Source organism: Pseudomonas sp. S37, from assembly GCF_016658545.1.
Lineage (GTDB): Bacteria > Pseudomonadota > Gammaproteobacteria > Pseudomonadales > Pseudomonadaceae > Aquipseudomonas.
In genome coordinates, this window is the sequence record NZ_JACVZC010000060.1 from 1 (window position 1) to 16,533 (window position 16,533).

General features: G+C 65.0%; 15 protein-coding genes. 11 read left to right on the forward strand and 4 right to left on the reverse strand.

All coding sequences use genetic code 11. The features are described 5' to 3' along the window. Positions 1-54: 54 nt before the first annotated feature. Entirely contained in the window at positions 55-741 is a 687-nt protein-coding gene (locus IAE39_RS17920; RefSeq protein ID WP_201204971.1) for a histidine phosphatase family protein, read from the reverse strand. A gap of 179 nt (positions 742-920) precedes the next feature. Between IAE39_RS17920 and IAE39_RS17925 the strand changes: the two genes are divergently transcribed. The 4 genes from IAE39_RS17925 to IAE39_RS17940 all read left to right on the forward strand — a co-directional run bounded on the left by IAE39_RS17925 (position 921) and on the right by IAE39_RS17940 (position 4,199). Then, entirely contained in the window at positions 921-1,490 is a 570-nt protein-coding gene (locus IAE39_RS17925) for a GNAT family N-acetyltransferase (protein ID WP_201204973.1), read from the forward strand. 96 nt (positions 1,491-1,586) lie between these two features. Beyond that, positions 1,587-2,456: an acyl-CoA thioesterase II gene (gene tesB / locus IAE39_RS17930; RefSeq protein ID WP_201204975.1), complete on the forward strand. Its 870-nt coding sequence runs from the start codon at positions 1,587-1,589 to the stop codon at positions 2,454-2,456. Next, on the forward strand, positions 2,453-3,043 hold the full coding sequence (locus tag IAE39_RS17935; protein ID WP_201204977.1) for an HAD family hydrolase: 591 nt from the start codon (positions 2,453-2,455) through the stop codon (positions 3,041-3,043). The genes tesB and IAE39_RS17935 overlap by 4 nt, the downstream gene beginning before the upstream one ends. Before the next feature lie 145 nt (positions 3,044-3,188). Next, positions 3,189-4,199 carry a zinc-dependent alcohol dehydrogenase family protein gene (locus IAE39_RS17940; RefSeq protein WP_201204979.1) on the forward strand — a complete coding sequence of 337 codons (1,011 nt, stop codon included), beginning with the start codon at positions 3,189-3,191 and terminating at the stop codon, positions 4,197-4,199. 126 nt (positions 4,200-4,325) lie between these two features. On the opposite strand, the gene IAE39_RS17945 is transcribed toward IAE39_RS17940, so the two are convergent. Beyond that, a complete protein-coding gene (locus IAE39_RS17945) occupies positions 4,326-5,696 on the reverse strand; it encodes an ATP-binding protein (protein ID WP_201204981.1) in 1,371 nt (456 codons plus the stop codon). Beyond that, positions 5,693-6,415: a response regulator gene (locus IAE39_RS17950; RefSeq protein WP_201204984.1), complete on the reverse strand. Its 723-nt coding sequence runs from the start codon at positions 6,413-6,415 to the stop codon at positions 5,693-5,695. Before IAE39_RS17950 ends, IAE39_RS17945 begins: the two co-directional genes overlap by 4 nt. A gap of 193 nt (positions 6,416-6,608) precedes the next feature. Here IAE39_RS17950 and IAE39_RS17955 point away from each other — a divergent pair, with 193 nt between their 5' ends. Genes IAE39_RS17955 through IAE39_RS17975 form a run of 5 tightly spaced genes read left to right on the forward strand, consistent with a single transcriptional unit; the run spans position 6,609 to position 12,555 of the window. Continuing rightward, on the forward strand, positions 6,609-8,930 hold the full coding sequence (locus IAE39_RS17955; protein WP_201204985.1) for a TonB-dependent siderophore receptor: 2,322 nt from the start codon (positions 6,609-6,611) through the stop codon (positions 8,928-8,930). Continuing rightward, on the forward strand, positions 8,930-9,610 hold the full coding sequence (locus IAE39_RS17960; protein ID WP_201204987.1) for a Fe2+-dependent dioxygenase: 681 nt from the start codon (positions 8,930-8,932) through the stop codon (positions 9,608-9,610). Before IAE39_RS17955 ends, IAE39_RS17960 begins: the two co-directional genes overlap by 1 nt. A gap of 16 nt (positions 9,611-9,626) precedes the next feature. Beyond that, a complete protein-coding gene (locus tag IAE39_RS17965; protein WP_442968453.1) occupies positions 9,627-10,739 on the forward strand; it encodes an ABC transporter substrate-binding protein in 1,113 nt (370 codons plus the stop codon). Further along, positions 10,736-11,797 carry a FecCD family ABC transporter permease gene (locus IAE39_RS17970; RefSeq protein WP_201204989.1) on the forward strand — a complete coding sequence of 354 codons (1,062 nt, stop codon included), beginning with the start codon at positions 10,736-10,738 and terminating at the stop codon, positions 11,795-11,797. Before IAE39_RS17965 ends, IAE39_RS17970 begins: the two co-directional genes overlap by 4 nt. After that, a complete protein-coding gene (locus IAE39_RS17975) occupies positions 11,794-12,555 on the forward strand; it encodes an ABC transporter ATP-binding protein (protein ID WP_201204991.1) in 762 nt (253 codons plus the stop codon). The genes IAE39_RS17970 and IAE39_RS17975 overlap by 4 nt, the downstream gene beginning before the upstream one ends. A gap of 178 nt (positions 12,556-12,733) precedes the next feature. Here IAE39_RS17975 and IAE39_RS17980 read toward each other — a convergent pair whose 3' ends face one another. Continuing rightward, positions 12,734-13,435, reverse strand: coding sequence for a FadR/GntR family transcriptional regulator (locus IAE39_RS17980; protein WP_201204993.1), 702 nt, complete (start codon positions 13,433-13,435; stop codon positions 12,734-12,736). 261 nt (positions 13,436-13,696) lie between these two features. Between IAE39_RS17980 and IAE39_RS17985 the strand changes: the two genes are divergently transcribed. Further along, positions 13,697-15,049 carry an MFS transporter gene (locus IAE39_RS17985; RefSeq protein WP_201204995.1) on the forward strand — a complete coding sequence of 451 codons (1,353 nt, stop codon included), beginning with the start codon at positions 13,697-13,699 and terminating at the stop codon, positions 15,047-15,049. A 19-nt stretch (positions 15,050-15,068) separates the two neighbouring features. After that, positions 15,069-16,424 (forward strand): glucarate dehydratase, encoded by a 1,356-nt coding sequence (gudD, locus tag IAE39_RS17990; protein WP_201204997.1) that lies wholly within the window; start codon positions 15,069-15,071, stop codon positions 16,422-16,424. Positions 16,425-16,533 lie beyond the last annotated feature (109 nt).

Here is a 16,533-nt window from a genome sequence, read left to right on the forward strand (position 1 = left end):
GCTGCTTCGCAGCCCATCGCGACACAAGGCCGCTCCTACAGGGAACGCGTCAGGTTATCTGGCGGCGCTGGCCAGCACCCGCTGCCAGTCGGGTTCATTCAGGCGGCCGAGGATGCGCGCCTTGCCATTGCCATCCACCGAAACGAACAGCGCACTGGCGTAGCCGCTTGCACGCTCGCCCCCCACGACGTTCTGTTGGCGGGCGAAATGGTCGATGCAACCGTTGTGGGTCACCAGCACCAGGTTATGCCCTGCGCGTTTGTTGGCCAGTGCTTCGCTGGCGAACTGGCTGTCGCAGCTTTCCAGCCAGTCTTCGCTGGTCGCCACCTGGCCAAGAATGAAATGCGCAGTCTGGCGGGTGCGCAGTTTCGGGCTGCTGAGCAGGTCGGTGTTGTCCAGGCCCAACTGGTGCAACCCTTGGCCGACGCGGCTGGCGGCCTGGCTGCCGGCCACGGTGATGCCGGTCGGGTCGTCCAGGCAGGGGCCGGGGGCGCTGTCACAGCGTTCGGCGTGGCGGATCATCACGATCACTGCGCCGTCGGCCCAGTCCTGCAGCAGGCCGCTGTCACTCAATTGTTGCTCGTTGCCAAGGTCCACGATGTGCGTCCTCGTCGCCAGCCAGGTGGTCAAGGCCGCCACGACCATGCACAGGCCAAGGGCGGCACCGAGGGCTTTGCGCGACAGGCGCCGCTTGCGCCGTGCGTGAATGGCAGAATGCCCCAGGGTATTGCTCGATAGCATGCGTTGCTCCATTGGCATGGCCGTGGCTGGCACGGCAGAGATGGCGGCATTTTGCTAAGCGAGCTGTCGGGAGCCGGTGAAGGGCGTGTGAAAATTGCATTCGGCTGTTGCCGGCTGGGTGAAACCCTTGCCCGCGCCTACGCTGTAAACTGCAACACGGCAAAAGCGGAGCAGGCCCGATGACCCCTATCCTTCAACTGGAAAGCGCACGGCTGGTGCTGCGCCAATGGCACGACGACGACCTGCGCGAGTTCGCCGCACTGAATGCCGACCCGCAGGTAATGCGTTACTTTCCAGCGCCATTGACGCGCCTGGAAGCTGCCGCGTTGATTGGCCGGATACGCGGGCACTTCAACGAATACGGTTTTGGGTTATGGGCCCTGGAGCGCAAGGACAGCGGCGCGTTCATCGGCATGACCGGCTTGCTGCATGTTGGGTTTGATGCCGACTTCACACCGGCCGTGGAGATCGGCTGGCGCCTGGCCCGCCGCCACTGGGGCCTGGGCTTTGCCAGCGAAGCGGCGTGGACCTGCCTGCGTTGTGCTTTCGCCCAATTGCGCCTGGAAGAGGTGGTGTCGTTCACTAGCGAGAGCAACCTGCCCTCGCAGAAGGTCATGCAAGCCATCGGCATGCAGCAGGACCTGGCCGGCAGCTTTGAACACCCCCGCCTGCCTGAAGGCCACCCATTGCGCCCGCATGTGCTGTACCGCATCGACCGTGCGCACTGGGAGCGCACCCTGCGCGCCTGAATGCACGGCCATGCCCGGCGCGAATGACAAACCCTGTATTATTTGCCCTCATAAAGAGTGCTGTAGAGACGTGTTGCCTTGCTAGGAGAACCCCCGATGAGTCATGTGTTGGACGACCTGGTCGATCTGTTGAGCCTCGAGTCCATCGAGGAGAACCTGTTCCGTGGACGCAGCCAGGACTTGGGCTTCCGCCAGTTGTACGGCGGGCAAGTGCTGGGGCAGTCGTTGTCGGCCGCCAGCCAGACGGTCGAGGACGCACGCCATGTGCACTCGCTGCATGGTTACTTCCTGCGCCCGGGCGATGCCAGCCTGCCGGTGGTGTACTCGGTAGACCGCGTGCGTGATGGCGGCAGCTTCAGCACGCGGCGGGTGACGGCGATCCAGAAGGGCCAGACCATCTTTACCTGCAGCGCCTCGTTCCAGTACGACGAGGAAGGCTTCGAGCACCAGGCGCAGATGCCTGACGTGGTCGGCCCGGAAAACCTGCCCACCGAAGTCGAGCTGGCGCGGGCCATGGCCGACCAGCTGCCCGAGCGCATTCGCGACAAAGTGCTGTGCGCCAAGCCGATCGAGATCCGCCCGGTTACCGAGCGTGACCCGTTCAACCCCAAGCCGGGCGACCCGGTGAAGTACGCCTGGTTCCGTGCCGACGGCAACCTGCCCGACGTACCGGCGCTGCACAAGTATATGCTGGCCTACGCCTCGGACTTCGGCCTGCTGACCACCTCGTTGCTGCCGCATGGCAAGTCGGTGTGGCAGCGCGACATGCAGATCGCCAGCCTCGACCACTCGCTGTGGTTCCACGGCAACCTGCGCGCCGACGAGTGGCTGCTGTATGCCACCGACAGCCCCTGGGCCGGTAATTCCCGTGGCTTCTGCCGTGGCAGTATTTTCAACCAGGCCGGGCAACTGGTGGCATCGTCGAGCCAGGAAGGCCTGATTCGCCATCGCAAGGACTGGGCATGAGCCTGGGCGAGGTGCGCAACTGGGTGTTCGACATGGACGGCACCCTGACCGTGGCGGTGCACGACTTTGCCGCCATTCGCGTGGCACTGGATATTCCGGCCGAAGACGACATCCTTACCCACCTGGCCGCCTTGCCAGCGCAGGAAGCTGCGGCAAAGCATGCGTGGCTGCTGGAACACGAGCGTGACCTGGCAATTGCCTCCACCGCCGCCACCGGGGCAGTGGAACTGGTGCGCGAGCTGGCCCAACGCGGTTGCCGGCTGGGCATCCTGACCCGCAATGCGCGTGAGTTGGCGCATGTGACGCTGGAGGCCATCGGCCTGGCGGACTGCTTCCCGGTAGAGCACATTCTTGGGCGTGACGAGGCGGCACCGAAGCCGAGCCCGGATGGGTTGCTGAAGATTGCCCATGCCTGGGGCGTGGCGCCGAGCGAGCTGGTGATGGTGGGCGACTACCGCTTTGACCTGGATTGCGGGCGGGCTGCGGGGGCGCGGACGGTGCTGGTGAATTTGCCGGACAACCCTTGGCCGGAGCTGGTGGATTGGCATGCGGCGGATTGCCGGGCGTTGAAGGTGATGCTGGGCTGAGTCTTGTGTTTCCTGGGCGGGCCTCTTCGCGGGTAAACCCGCTCCTACAAGGATCGCGCAACAGTGTAGGAGCGGGTTCACCCGCGAAGAGGCCAGACCTGTCTATGCTGAACCCCATTCTTCACTCTGATACGGAGACCCACCCATGACCAGCAAGGCCATCTACGTTCAACCCGGCGGCGGCTACGACAAGGTCGAGGTCGGCACCAGCGAGGCCGCTGCACCCCAGGCCGGCGAGATCACCGTGCGCCTGCACGCCAGCTCCCTCAACTACCACGACTTCGCTGTGGTCAGCGGTATGTGGGGCCCGAGTGAGCGGCGCATTCCCATGGCCGATGGCGCTGGCGAAGTGACCGCAGTGGGCGCTGGCGTCAGCGAGTTCCAGGTTGGCGACAACGTGGTCAGCACCTTCTTCCCCGACTGGCTTGATGGCCAGGCCAATGTCGAGGGCTTTGCCCGGGTACCGGGTGACGGCATCGACGGCTACGCCCGTGAACAGGTCACCGCCCGCGCCACAGCGTTCACCCTGGCACCCAAGGGCTTCAGCCATGCCGAGGCGGCTACCCTGACCACCGCCGGCCTGACGGCGTGGCGTGCGCTGATGAGCGACGATCACCTCAAGCCCGGCGACACGGTGCTGGTGCAGGGTACCGGCGGGGTGTCGATCTTCGCCCTGCAGTTCGCCAAGCTGGCCGGTGCGACCGTCATTGCCACCTCGTCCAGCGACGCCAAGCTGGAGCGCCTGAAGGCCCTGGGTGCCGACCACCTGATCAACTACAAAAGCACCCCGGCCTGGGGCGAGAAAGTGCGCGAGCTGACCGGCAACCGTGGCGTTGATCATGTGATCGAAGTGGGCGGCCCGGCGACGCTGGAGCAATCGATGATTGCTGCGCGCATTGGTGGGCATGTGTCGCTGATCGGCATTCTTACCGGAGTGGCCGGGCAACTGCCGTTGGTGCAGGCGCTGGTGCGGCAGATCCGCCTGCAAGGGGTGCTGGTGGGCAGCCGTGCGCAGCAGCAGGCAATGGTGCGGGCCATTGATGCCAACGGTTTGCGGCCGGTGGTGGACAAGCATTTCGAGCTGGAACAGATTGTCGAGGCGTTCCGTTACCAGGAGAGCAACCGGCATTTCGGCAAGATCTGCCTGACCTGGTAATCAGCCCTTGCGGTGATCGCCTGTGGGAGCGGGCGCGCCCGCGAATGCGATGCCGGCTTTACGCCTGCATTCGCGGGTAAACCCGCTCCCACAGGTCCCTGCTAACTCAATGAATTGAATGTTGTTCTATGAGAGCTGCCTTGGCAGGTCGAGGGTTACCAGCAACCCTCCGCCCATGCGCGGCCCCAGCTTGAGGCTGCCGCCATGGGCGCTGGCAATGCTGGCGGCAATGCTTAGCCCCAGCCCGTGGCCGCCACCGCTGCGTGACGGGTCGGCCTGGTAGAACGGCTCCAGCACCCGCTGCATATGCTCAGGCTCGATCCCCGGGCCACGGTCGCCAATTTCGATACGCAAGCGGTCCGGCGTGTCACGTACCTCGATATCCACAGGCCCGGGCGCATGCCGCCGGGCATTCTCCAGCAGGTTCTGCAGGCAACGGCGCAGGCCACTGGGGTGGGCGCTGTAGGGCAGGGCATGGCCGGTCACGTGCACTACGCAACCGAGGTCTTCGAAGTCGGCCTGCAGCCCCTGCAGCAACGCGTCGATGTCCACCGGCTCGCGGACATTCTCCAGCTCGCCGCTGCGCAGGAAGTCGAGGCTCGCCGAGACCATGTCTTCCATGTGCTGCAGGTCGCTGCGAAAGCGCTGGCGCATGGCTTCTTCAGGCAGCAGCTCGGTTCGCAGGCGCAGGCGGGTGATGGGCGTGCGCAGGTCGTGGGACACCGCCGCAAAAAAACGCGTGCGCTCGGCAATGCTGTCGATCAGGCGCTGCTGCATGGCATTGAATGCCTGGGCTGCGCGGCGCACTTCCTGCGGGCCATCCACACTCAGCGGTGGGCGGTGGATGTCCTGGCCCAGTGCTTCGGCGGCGGCGGCCATCTGCTTCAGCGGGCGCAAGGCCAGGCGCACCGCCAACAGCGCGATCAGCACCACGGCAATGGTCCGCAGCAGGTAGATGCGCAAGATGAAGTCGAACACCAGCGAGCCGATCGAAGCATTGCGCCAGCCCTGGTCTTCGGTGGCTTGCAGGAACAGTGAGCGGCCATCGGGCAAGGTCAACTGCACCTCGGCACGGACACTGGCGGGGGTGCCACGCAGCAACATGGGCGCGCCACCGGTGTGGCCATCGGGGCCGATGAGCTGCAGGCCCAGCAAGCGCACCTGCGCATCGCCTGCATTGCGCGCGGCCAGCAAGCCACGCAGCAGTTGTTCGTGCGCCGGATCAGCCGCTGGCATGTTCGCCGTTGCCGCTGGCAGGCGATGCCAGCGTGGCGACTCCATGCCGGCGAGCAAGGCATCCAGCTGGGCCGGCTGGTTGCGGGCGACCTGCAGCAGGTCGGCCATGCGCCCGGCAAGCAGGCGCAGCGGTATTTCCATCACCTGGGTCTGGCGCACTTCGTACCAGATGCTGCTGGTCAGCAACTGCGAGGCCAGCACGCCGCCGACCAGGATCATCACCATGCGGCCCTGCAGCGAGCGTGGCCACCAGCGCCTCATTCGCTGGCCACCTCATCGACGGTTAGCATGTAGCCCTCGTTGCGCACGGTGCGGATCAGCGCGGGGTTGCGCGGGTCGTCGCCCAGGTGCTGGCGCACCCGGCTGACACACACATCGATGCTGCGGTCGAACGGCTCGCGCTCGCGGTCGAACACGTGGTTGAGCAAAAAGTCCCGGCTCAAGGCCCGGTTGGGGTGCTGCAGCAGCAGGCGCAGCAGGCGGTAGTCGGAATTGCCCAGGCTGATCACCAGCCCGGCCGGCGAGCGCAACTGCCGGGTGGTGGTGTCCAGGCGCCAGCCGGCAAAGCGCAGGCGGCTGACGTCGTCGACCCGGGCGCGTTCGGGGAAGCTTTGCGTGCGGCGCAACACCACCTTGATTCGTGCCAGCAGTTCACGTGGGTCGAAGGGCTTGGCCAGGTAGTCGTCGGCGCCCATCTCCAGGCCCACGATACGGTCCACCAACGTGCCGCGGGCGGTCAGCATGATCACCGGGATGTTGCTGCGTGCGCGCAGGTCGCGGCACAGGCTGAGGCCGTCTTCACCAGGCAGCATCAGGTCCAGCACCACCAGGTCGACCCGTTGCTCGTCCAGCCGGCGGCGCATCTCGCGGCCTTCGGCGGCCACCGAGGTACGGTAGCCGGCCTCAGCCAGGTAAGTGGACAGCAGTTGGCGTATCTCGGAGTCGTCATCGACGATCAGGATGTGGTCGGGCTTGGTCATGCGGAGCCTTGGCAACAGGGCCGGGGAGCAGTTCGGGAGGGCACCTTACACCGCGCCTTGCCGGGCGAATGTAATGGAATGTGTTGCCGGGCCATTGGCCTGCACGGCAATACATTCGCGGACACAAGCGGGCTGCCGGGCGTCATTAGAATTCCGCAACACAAATGAGACTGATTTTCTTTAAGGAATTCACATGCCCCATGCGTCCTCCCAGCGGCTGGCCACCACCCTGGCGCCGGCCTTTGGCCTGGTACTCGGTGCCTGCGTCATGCCGGCCCAGGCTGTCGATTTGCCCGCTACCGAAGTCACCGGCAAGCAGGACCGCTACAAGGTCGACAGCGTGACATCGAGCAAGATCACCACGCCGCTGCTGGACGCACCGCAAAGCATCAGTGTAGTCCCTCGCGCCGTGCTCGAAGAGCAGAACGCCCAGAGCCTGCAGGACGTGCTGCGCAACGTGCCGGGCATCACCTTCATGTCGGGCGAGGGCAACCTGGGCTGGGGCGACCTGTTCTCCATCCGTGGCTTCGCCGCCGAGCAGAGCATGACCGTCGACGGTGTGCGCGATGCCGGCATGGCCAGCCGCAACGACACCTTCAACCTGGAGCAGGCCGAGGTGTACAAGGGCACCGGTTCGGTGGAGTCGGGCGTGTCTGCGGTGGGCGGCAGCGTCAACCTGGTCAGCAAGCGCGCGCACCTGGGCGATGCCGGCAAGTTGTCTGCCGGTATCGGCACAGACAACTACAAGCGCCTGACCGCCGACATCAACCGCCAGCTCAACGACACCACGGCGGTGCGCATCAACCTGATGAAGCATTACAACGCGGTATCCGAGCGTGACGAGGTGGACTACGACCGCTGGGGCTTCGCCACCTCGTTCGGCTTTGGCCTGGGTACCGATACCCGGCTGTTCCTCGATGCCTTCTACCAGAAGGACAAGAACACCCCCGACGGCGGCGTGCCGATCCAGCGCGGTACCAACGGCAAGCGTATGCCGGGTGTGTCCCGCGATGCCTGGTACGGCGATTCCAGCCTGTATACCCAGCGCAGCGAAACCCGCTCGCTCACCGGCCTGTTCGAGCATGATTTCAGCGACGACCTGACCTTGCGCAACCAGCTGCGCTGGCAGCAGACCGACAACTGGGCGGTGCTGTCGCCTGCGCGCTTCATTGCTGCCGACGCCGATGGCAACAAGACCTGTACCGGCACCCGCTGCGCCAGCCTGGGTTACGTGGGCGTTGGCGGGCTGAGTTCGGTCAACGGCATCAACGCCTACACCGACTACGCCAACAGCAGCAGCGGCTACGGCTACCTGCGTGGCAGTGATTTCGGCCAGTCCAAGCGTTACGAGATCATCGACAACCAGACCGACCTGCGCTTCAACCTCGACACCGGTGGCATCCACCACGAAGCGGTGACTGGTATCGAGCTGTACCGTGAAACCTACGGCGGCCTGCACAAGACCCTGGACGTGCCGGACGGCGACATGTTCTTCGACATGGGCAACCCGTCGCACCACTTCGCTTCGGTGTCCACCGACAAGGGCTATGGCGACCCGCGCAGCGTGGTCAAGGATGCGGCGCTGTATGTGTCCGACACCATGACCCTGAGCCCGCAATGGCAACTGCTGACCGCCCTGCGCTACGACCACTGGCAGGTCGACACCGACCGTACCACCGGCAGCAGCAGTACCCGCGACGATGCCTTTGGCGGGCGTGTCGGGCTGGTCTACAAGCCGTTGCCCAACGGCAGCATCTATGCGTCCTACAGCCAGGCGGCGCAACCGTCGGCGGTGGGCGCCAGCACCAACAACCAGATCTACGGCGCGGCCAGCACCGAGGACTACAAGCCGGCTGTGTCGAAGACCTACGAGCTGGGCACCAAGTGGGAGCTGTTCGACGAGCGCCTGAACCTCACCGCTGCGCTGTTCCGCACCGAGCTGGAAGACAGCTGGGAATACACCGAAGGCGAAAGCGCACCGGTGCGTTCGCTGCCGGCCAAGCGGGTAGGCGGCATCGAGCTGGGCCTGCAAGGGCAACTCACTGAACGCTGGTCGGCCTATGCCGGTTTCGCGGCGATGAAGAGCCGCCAGACCAAAGGCGTCAACAAGGGCGAAGAGGCGAAGAACGTCCCCGACCTGACCGCCAACCTGTGGACCACCTACGACCTTACCGACCAGCTTAGCGTCAGCTATGGCGCCGACTATGTAGGCCGCCGCCGCTACAGCGACAACAAGTACGTGGGCGGGCTGAACAACAACAGCAGCTACGCCGACGGCCCGTCCGGGGTGTACACAATCTCCACCCGCGACCATGAGAAAGCACCGTCGTACTGGCTGCACAGCCTGGCCGCGCGATACAAGGTCGACAGCCAGACCACGGTCAACCTCAACGTGTCGAACCTGTTCAACAAGTTCTACTACAGCCGGGTCGGTGCCTCGCTCGATGGCTTCCAGCTGTATGGCATCCCGGGGGCCGGGCGCACCCTGACCGCCAGCGTGGACTACAGCTTCTGATGCTGGTGGAAATCGACCGGCTGTTCAGTGCCGATGAACTGCACACCCTGCGCCAGCAACTGCTGGCGCAACCCTGGGTCGACGGCAAGGCCACGGCCGGCGTGCAGTCGGCCCAGGCCAAGCACAACCGCCAACTGGGCGAGGACGACCCGGTCGCCCGCCAGCTTGGCGGGCTGATCCTGCAGCGGCTGTCGGACAACCCGCTGTTCATGTCGGCAGCCTTGCCCAAACGCATCTACCCGCCGCTGTTCAACCGCTATGGCCAGGGCGAGGGTTTCGGCTTTCACATCGACAACGCCATTCGCGGCATCAAGGGCGTGCGCGAGCGGGTGCGCACCGACCTCTCGGCAACCCTGTTCCTGGCCGACCCAGACAGCTACGACGGCGGCGAACTGGTAATTCGCGACACCTTTGGCGAGCGCCAGGTGAAGCTGCCGGCCGGGCACCTGGTGCTGTACCCGGGCAGCAGCCTGCACCGGGTGCAGCCGGTGACCCGGGGCGAGCGCCTGGCGGCATTCTTCTGGGTCGAAAGCCTGGTGCGCGAAGACAGCCAGCGCGGCCTGTTGCTGGACATGGACGTGGCCATCCAGCGCCTCACCACCCAAGGGGCAGACGCGGGCTCGCTGCTCGAGTTGACCGGGGTGTACCACAACCTGCTCCGTCGCTGGGGCGATACCTGACTAGGGGAGTTTCTGTATGACCCATCCATGTTCCTGGCGGCGCTTGCTGCCCATGCTGCTGGTGCTGGCGGCCTGCTGCGGCTTCGCCCAGGCGGCCAGTGCCGTTGAAGTGACCGACGTGCTCGGGCGCAAGGTCGACGTCGACCACCCACCGCAGCGCATCGTGCTGGGCGAGGGGCGGCTGTTCTTTGCCCTGGCCCTGCTCGACCGTGACAACCCGTTCCAGCGGGTGGTCGGCTGGCAGAACGACATGCGCCTGCTCGACCCTCACACCTATGAGGTGTACGCCAACCTGTACCCACAGGTGGCCAAGCTGCCGCTGATCGGCCAGGCCTCCGAGCAGAGTGTCAGCGCCGAGCAGATCCTGGCGCTCAAGCCTGACCTGGCGATCTTCAGCATCGCCGGTGAAGGCCCGACCCAGCACAGCCCGGTGGCTGACCTGCTGGAAAAGGCCGGGGTGCCGGTGCTGTTCATCGACTTTCGCGTGCACCCGATCCGCAATACCCGGGTGAGCATGCAGGCGCTGGGCACTTTGCTTGGGCGTGAGCAGCAGGCGCAGGAGTACCTGAGCCTGTACGACCGCCACCTGCAGCACATCACCGACGGCGTGGCCGGCTTGAAAGAAAGCGAACGGCCCAAGGTGTTTCTCGAACTGTTGGCGGGCGTGTGGCAGGCGCCGGGGCATACCACCGGCAAAAGCGGCCTGGGCAGCGTGGTCGAGGCCGTGGGTGGGCACAACATCGGTGCCGATGTGGTGCCCGGTGCGCTCGGCGATGTCAGCGTCGAATACGTGTTGAAGGCTGACCCGGATGTGTATATCGCCACCGGCAATCGTGCCCCGGGCGTGTTGCTGGGCGCCGGCGTGTCCACCGACACCGCACGCCAGAGCCTGGCGAAGATCACTGCTCGCCCCGAGTTCGCCCCGCTGCGGCCGATCCAGGCAGGCCAGGCGCATGGCCTGTGGCATGACTTCTACAACTCGCCGTTCAACATCCTCGCGGTCGAAGCGATGGCGCGCTGGGTACACCCGGAGCGCTTCAAGGATGTCGACCCGCAGGTGACCATGGCCGAGATCAACCGGATGCTCAAGGTAGGCCTGGATGGCCAGTACTGGATCACCGCCCAGTGACCGCGCAGGCATTGCCAGGCGCCGCGCAGGCGGCCTGGCATTACCGCCGCTTGTTGTGGCGGCGCACGGTGCTGGTGGTGGGGCTGGCCTTGCTGCTGCTGTTGTCGGTGCTCGGTGACCTGGCCAGCGGTGCCTCGGGCATGAGCCTGGGGCAGTTGCTGCACGGCATCTTCGACCCGACCACGTTGAGCGCCACCGAACGGGTAATCATCTGGAACGTGCGCTTGCCGTACTCGTTGATGGCTGTGCTGGTAGGGGCGGCCTTGGCGCTGGCAGGCGCCGAGATGCAGGCGATCCTTGATAACCCGCTGGCCAGCCCCTTTACCTTGGGGGTGTCGTCTTCGGCGGCACTCGGCGCCTCACTGGCGATTGCCTACCCGCTGGGCATCGCCTGGTTCGCGCCGAGTGCGCAAGTGACGGTGATGGCATTTGTCTTCGCCTGCCTGTCGGTGGTGCTGTTGCAGACGATGTCGCGCCTGCGCGGCGCGGGGGTGGAAAGCCTGGTGCTGTTTGGCATCGCCCTGGTGTTCAGCTGCAACGCACTGGTCTCGTTGCTGCAGTTGCTGGCCACCGAAGACGTGCTGCAGCAACTGGTGTTCTGGACCCTGGGCAGCCTGGCCCGGGCCGACTGGAACAAGCTCGGCATCCTGGCCCTGGTACTGGCGCTGCTGTTGCCGTTCTCGCTGCGGGCGGCGCCGGCCATGACGCTGCTGCGCATGGGTGAAGACCGCGCGCGCAGCTTTGGTGTGGACACCCGGCGCCTGCGCCTGGCCTCGTTGCTGCGTATCAGCCTGTTGTCGGCAACGGCGGTGGCGTTCGTCGGCACTATCGGTTTTGTCGGCCTGGTCGGGCCGCACATTGCCCGCTTGCTGGTGGGCGAGGACCAGCGCTTCCTGTTGCCGGCCAGTGCGCTGGTGGGGGCGTTGATGCTGTCGTTGTCGTCGCTGGTCAGCAAGGCGATCTTGCCCGGTGTGATTGTGCCGGTGGGGATCGTGACTGCGTTGGTCGGCGTGCCGGTGTTCGTGGTGCTGGTGTTTCGCCGGGGGAGAAGGTTGTGAGCCTGTTGATCGAAGGGGTTTCGGTGGCCTATGGCACCCGGCAGATCCTGCATGGGGTGAGCTTGCCGGCGCTGCCGGCCGGTAGCCTGGTGGCACTGGTCGGGCCTAACGGTGCGGGCAAGTCCACGCTGCTGCGGGCGCTGGCGGGGCTGGAGCGAATGCGCGGTGGCTTGAGCCTGGACGGGCAGGACGTGACCCGGCTGGGCTTTGCCGAGCGCTCGCGACGCCTGGCCTACATGCCCCAGCAGTTGCCGCCCGGTATTGCGCTGGGGGTGCTGGAGAGCATCGTTGCGGCGTTGCGGGTCAGTGGTAGTGACGACCTGCTGGGCTGCGCCTTCGAGGCGTTGCGCCAGCTGGGTATCGAAGGGCTGGCCGAGCGTTCGCTGGACAGCTTGTCGGGGGGGCAACGGCAGTTGGTGGCCTTGGCCCAACTGCTGGCGCGCAACCCGCAGGTGCTGTTGCTGGACGAGCCGACCAGCGCGCTGGACCTGCATTACCAGCTGCGGGTGATGGATGCGGTGCGCGAGCGGGTGCAGGCGCACCGGTTGCTGGCGGTGGCGGTGCTGCACGACATCAACCTGGCGGCCAGCCATGCCGACTGGCTGGTGGTATTGCGCGAGGGCAGGGTTGTGGCGTGCGGGGCACCGCAGCAGGTGCTGGGGCCGCAGCTGCTGGCTGACGTGTATGGCGTGCAGGCACGGGTGGAGCGTTGCTCGCAGGGGCGTTTGCAGGTGCTGGTGGATCGGGCGTTGGTTTGACTCCTGGGCTGACGCTGTCCCTTGTAGGAGCGGCCTTGTGTCGCGAAAGGGGCGCGCAGCGGCCCCAAGATCTTGGCAGTCCCGTAAAATTGTCGGGGCTGCTTTGCAGCCCTTTCGCGACGCAAGGCCGCTCCTACAAGGACCGCATCAGGGCCGGAGGCTGTGCACCACTTGGCAGTCAGTCGGGCAACAACCGGTCGCGGCTGTTGGACAGGTGCAGGCACACCGCCGCGCGTGCAGCATCCGGGTCTTGCCGGCGGATGGCATTGAGGATCGCCTCGTGCTCCAGGTTGGCCAGGTACGCCTGCCGTGCCATCTTCGATCCGCTGCGTTCGGCCTGGGCCATGCGGTTACGCGGAATCAGGCCGTTGCCCAGCTGCAGCAGCATCTCGGTGAAATACAGGTTGCCGGTGGCCTCGGCAATCAGCAGGTGAAAACGCCGGTCGGCCTCGATGCAGCTGTCACCTGCCGCCGCCAGGTCCTGGTAGTCATCCAGTGCCTGGCGCATGCGCGCCAACTGCCCTTCATCGCGGCGTAGCGCTGCCAGCGCGGCAGCCTGGCCTTCCAGGCCAATCCGCAGCTCCAGCAAGTCACGCACATTCGCTGCGCTTTCCGCTGCAACGCGCAACCCGGCCTGGGCCTGGCGCGCCATCACGAATGTACCGATACCGTGGCGCGGCTCCACCAGCCCCGAGGCCTGCAACTTCGACAAGGCTTCGCGAACCACCGTGCGGCTGACCCCGTGCTCGCGTACCAAAGTGTTCTCCGACGGCAGTTTGTCGCCCGGCTTGAAGGTGCCCAAGAGAATCTGCTGGGTCAGGCTGGAGACTAGGTCGTGGGCGCGGCTGTGGCCGCGTTTGTGCGCGTGATCAGGGAGCATGCTGTGATCCACTTCTTGTTGTACTTGTACGACAAGTTAATTGATAAAAATATTTTCTGCCCAATTTTTCGCCAGGCAAGGGTGCATTTAGAGAGGTTGTTTTTGCAAGATCGAAGCAAATTGGCATTGTGATAGCTTGTATTTTGCCATTTCAACGATGTTGTTGATCTTGTCGTACAACTTCTCGGGGCATATGCTCATCCCCACTGCCATGTCAGACAACCCCGACCCGCACAAAAACAATTAGTGGGAGATCCACAAGTGAACGACACCCTCGCTCCGTCTGCCCGGAATGAAGGCGACGCGTTGGCCAGCGCCGTGGCCAAGGTCAAGCGCCACGTCCTGCCGCTGTTCGTCATCATGTTCATCGTCAACTACCTCGACCGCGTCAACATCGGCTTCGTCCGCCCGCACCTGGAAAGCGACCTGGGCATCAGCGCTGCGGCCTTCGGCTTTGGTGCCGGGCTGTTCTTCATCGGCTACGCGCTGTTCGAGGTGCCTTCGAACATGCTGCTGCAAAAGGTGGGTGCCCGCCTGTGGCTGACCCGCATCATGTTCACCTGGGGGCTGGTGGCTACGGCCATGGCCTTCGTGCAGAACGAAACCCAGTTCTATGTACTGCGCTTTCTGCTCGGCGTGGCCGAAGCAGGCTTCTTCCCTGGGGTGATCTACTATTTCACCCGCTGGTTGCCGGCGGCCGAGCGCGGCAAGGCAATCGCCATCTTCCTGAGCGGGTCGGCGCTGGCTTCGCTGATTTCCGGTCCATTGGCCGGGGCATTGATGCAAATTCAGGGGCTGGGCCTGCACGGCTGGCAGTGGATGCTGTTCATCGAAGGCATGGCCTCGGTGGCGCTGTGCTTCTTCGTGTTCTTCTGGCTCGACTCCAAACCGCAGGACGCCAAGTGGCTGAGCCAGGCCGAGCAGGATGCGCTGGTCGCTACCATCGACCGTGAACAGCAAGCGCGCGAGGCGCTTGGTGCGGTCAAGCCGTCGGCATGGAGCCTGCTCAAGGACCGCCAGATCGTACTGTTCTGCCTGATCTACTTCTGCATCCAGCTGACCATCTACGCGGCCACCTTCTGGCTGCCGAGCATCATCAAGCGCATGGGCGACCTCAGCGACTTGCAGGTGGGCTTCTTCAACTCTATTCCGTGGCTGATCTCGATCCTGGCCATGTATGCCTTCGCTGCCGGTTCTGCACGCTGGAAGTTCCAGCAGGCCTGGGTGGCGGGTGCCCTGGTGATTGCTGCCATCGGCATGTTCATGTCCACCACCGGCGGGCCGGTGTTCGCCTTCGTCGCCGTGTGCTTTGCGGCTATCGGCTTCAAGTCGGCCTCGTCGCTGTTCTGGCCGATCCCGCAGGGCTACCTGGATGCGCGCATCGCGGCCGCGGTGATTGCGCTGATCAACTCGGTCGGCAACCTCGGCGGCTTCGTCGCCCCCACCACCTTCGGCCTGCTGGAGCAGCAGACCGGTTCGATCCAGGGCGGGTTGTATGGCCTGGCGGTGACTTCGGTGCTGGCGGCGATTGCCATCTTCTTCGTACGTACACGCCCCAAGGGCGCCCCTTCCGATGACCTAAAGGCCCCTTCGGCCCTGGGCCAGACCCACTGACGACTGCGAGACAACAACCATGAATATGCAGACAACACCCGCCGTTCATACCAGCACCCCGGTGGTCACCGACCTGCGCGTGATTCCGGTGGCTGGCCACGACAGCATGCTGCTCAACCTCAGTGGCGCACATGGACCGTTCTTCACCCGTAACGTGGTGATACTGCGTGACAGCGCTGGCAACACCGGCCTGGGCGAAGTGCCTGGTGGCGAAAACATTCGCCAGACCCTGGAAGACGCCCGCAGCCTGGTGGTCGGCCAGCCGATCGGTCATTACCAGCGCGTGCTCAATGCCATGCGCCAGACTTTCGCCAACCGCGACTCGGCGGGGCGTGGCCTGCAGACCTTCGACCTGCGCATCACCGTGCATGCTGTGACGGCCATCGAGTCGGCGCTGCTCGACCTGCTGGGCCAGCACCTGAATGTGCCAATGGCGGCACTGCTGGGCGAGGGCCAGCAACGTGATGCGGTGAAGATGCTCGGCTACCTGTTCTATATCGGCGACCGCCAGCAGACCGACCTGGCCTACCGCAACGAAGCGGACAGTGACGACGACTGGTTCCGTGTGCGCCACGAGCAGGCCCTGACCCCGGAAGCGGTGGTACGCCTGGCAGAAGCAGCCAAGGCGCGTTACGGCTTCAGCGACTTCAAGCTCAAGGGTGGCGTGCTGCGAGGTGAAGAAGAAATGGAAGCGGTGACGGCGCTGGCCGAACGCTTCCCCGAAGCGCGCATCACCCTTGACCCCAACGGTGCCTGGTCACTCAAGGAAGCCATCGCCCTGTGCCGCGACAAACACGATGTGCTGGCCTATGCCGAAGACCCGTGCGGCGCCGAGAACGGCTACTCGGGCCGCGAGGTGATGGCCGAGTTCCGTCGCGCTACGGGTTTGCCCACGGCTACCAACATGATCGCCACCGACTGGCGGCAGATGGGCCATGCGATCCAGCTGCAGTCGGTGGACATTCCGCTGGCCGACCCGCACTTCTGGACCTTGCAGGGCTCGGTGAGGGTGGCGCAGATGTGCAACGACTGGGGGCTTACCTGGGGTTCGCACTCGAACAACCACTTCGATATTTCGCTGGCGATGTTCACCCAGGTGGCGGCTGCCGCGCCAGGTGAGATCACGGCCATCGACACACACTGGATCTGGCAGGACGGCCAGCGCCTGACGCGCGAGCCGCTGCGCATTGTCGATGGGCATGTGCATGTGCCGGCGCGGCCGGGGTTGGGGGTGGAGCTGGATGAAGACCAACTGGCCAAGGCCCATGAGTGCTACCGCAACATGGGGCTGGGGGCGCGGGATGACAGCGTGGCGATGCAGTTCCTGATTCCGGGCTGGAGCTTTGATAACAAGCGGCCTTGCCTGGTGCGTTAAGGCGGCTGGCCTCTTCGCGGGTGAACCCGCTCCCACAGGTACTGCTTATCGCGCAAAATTTGTGCAAACCTTGTGGGAGCGGGTTCACCCGCGAAGAGGCCGGCACAGG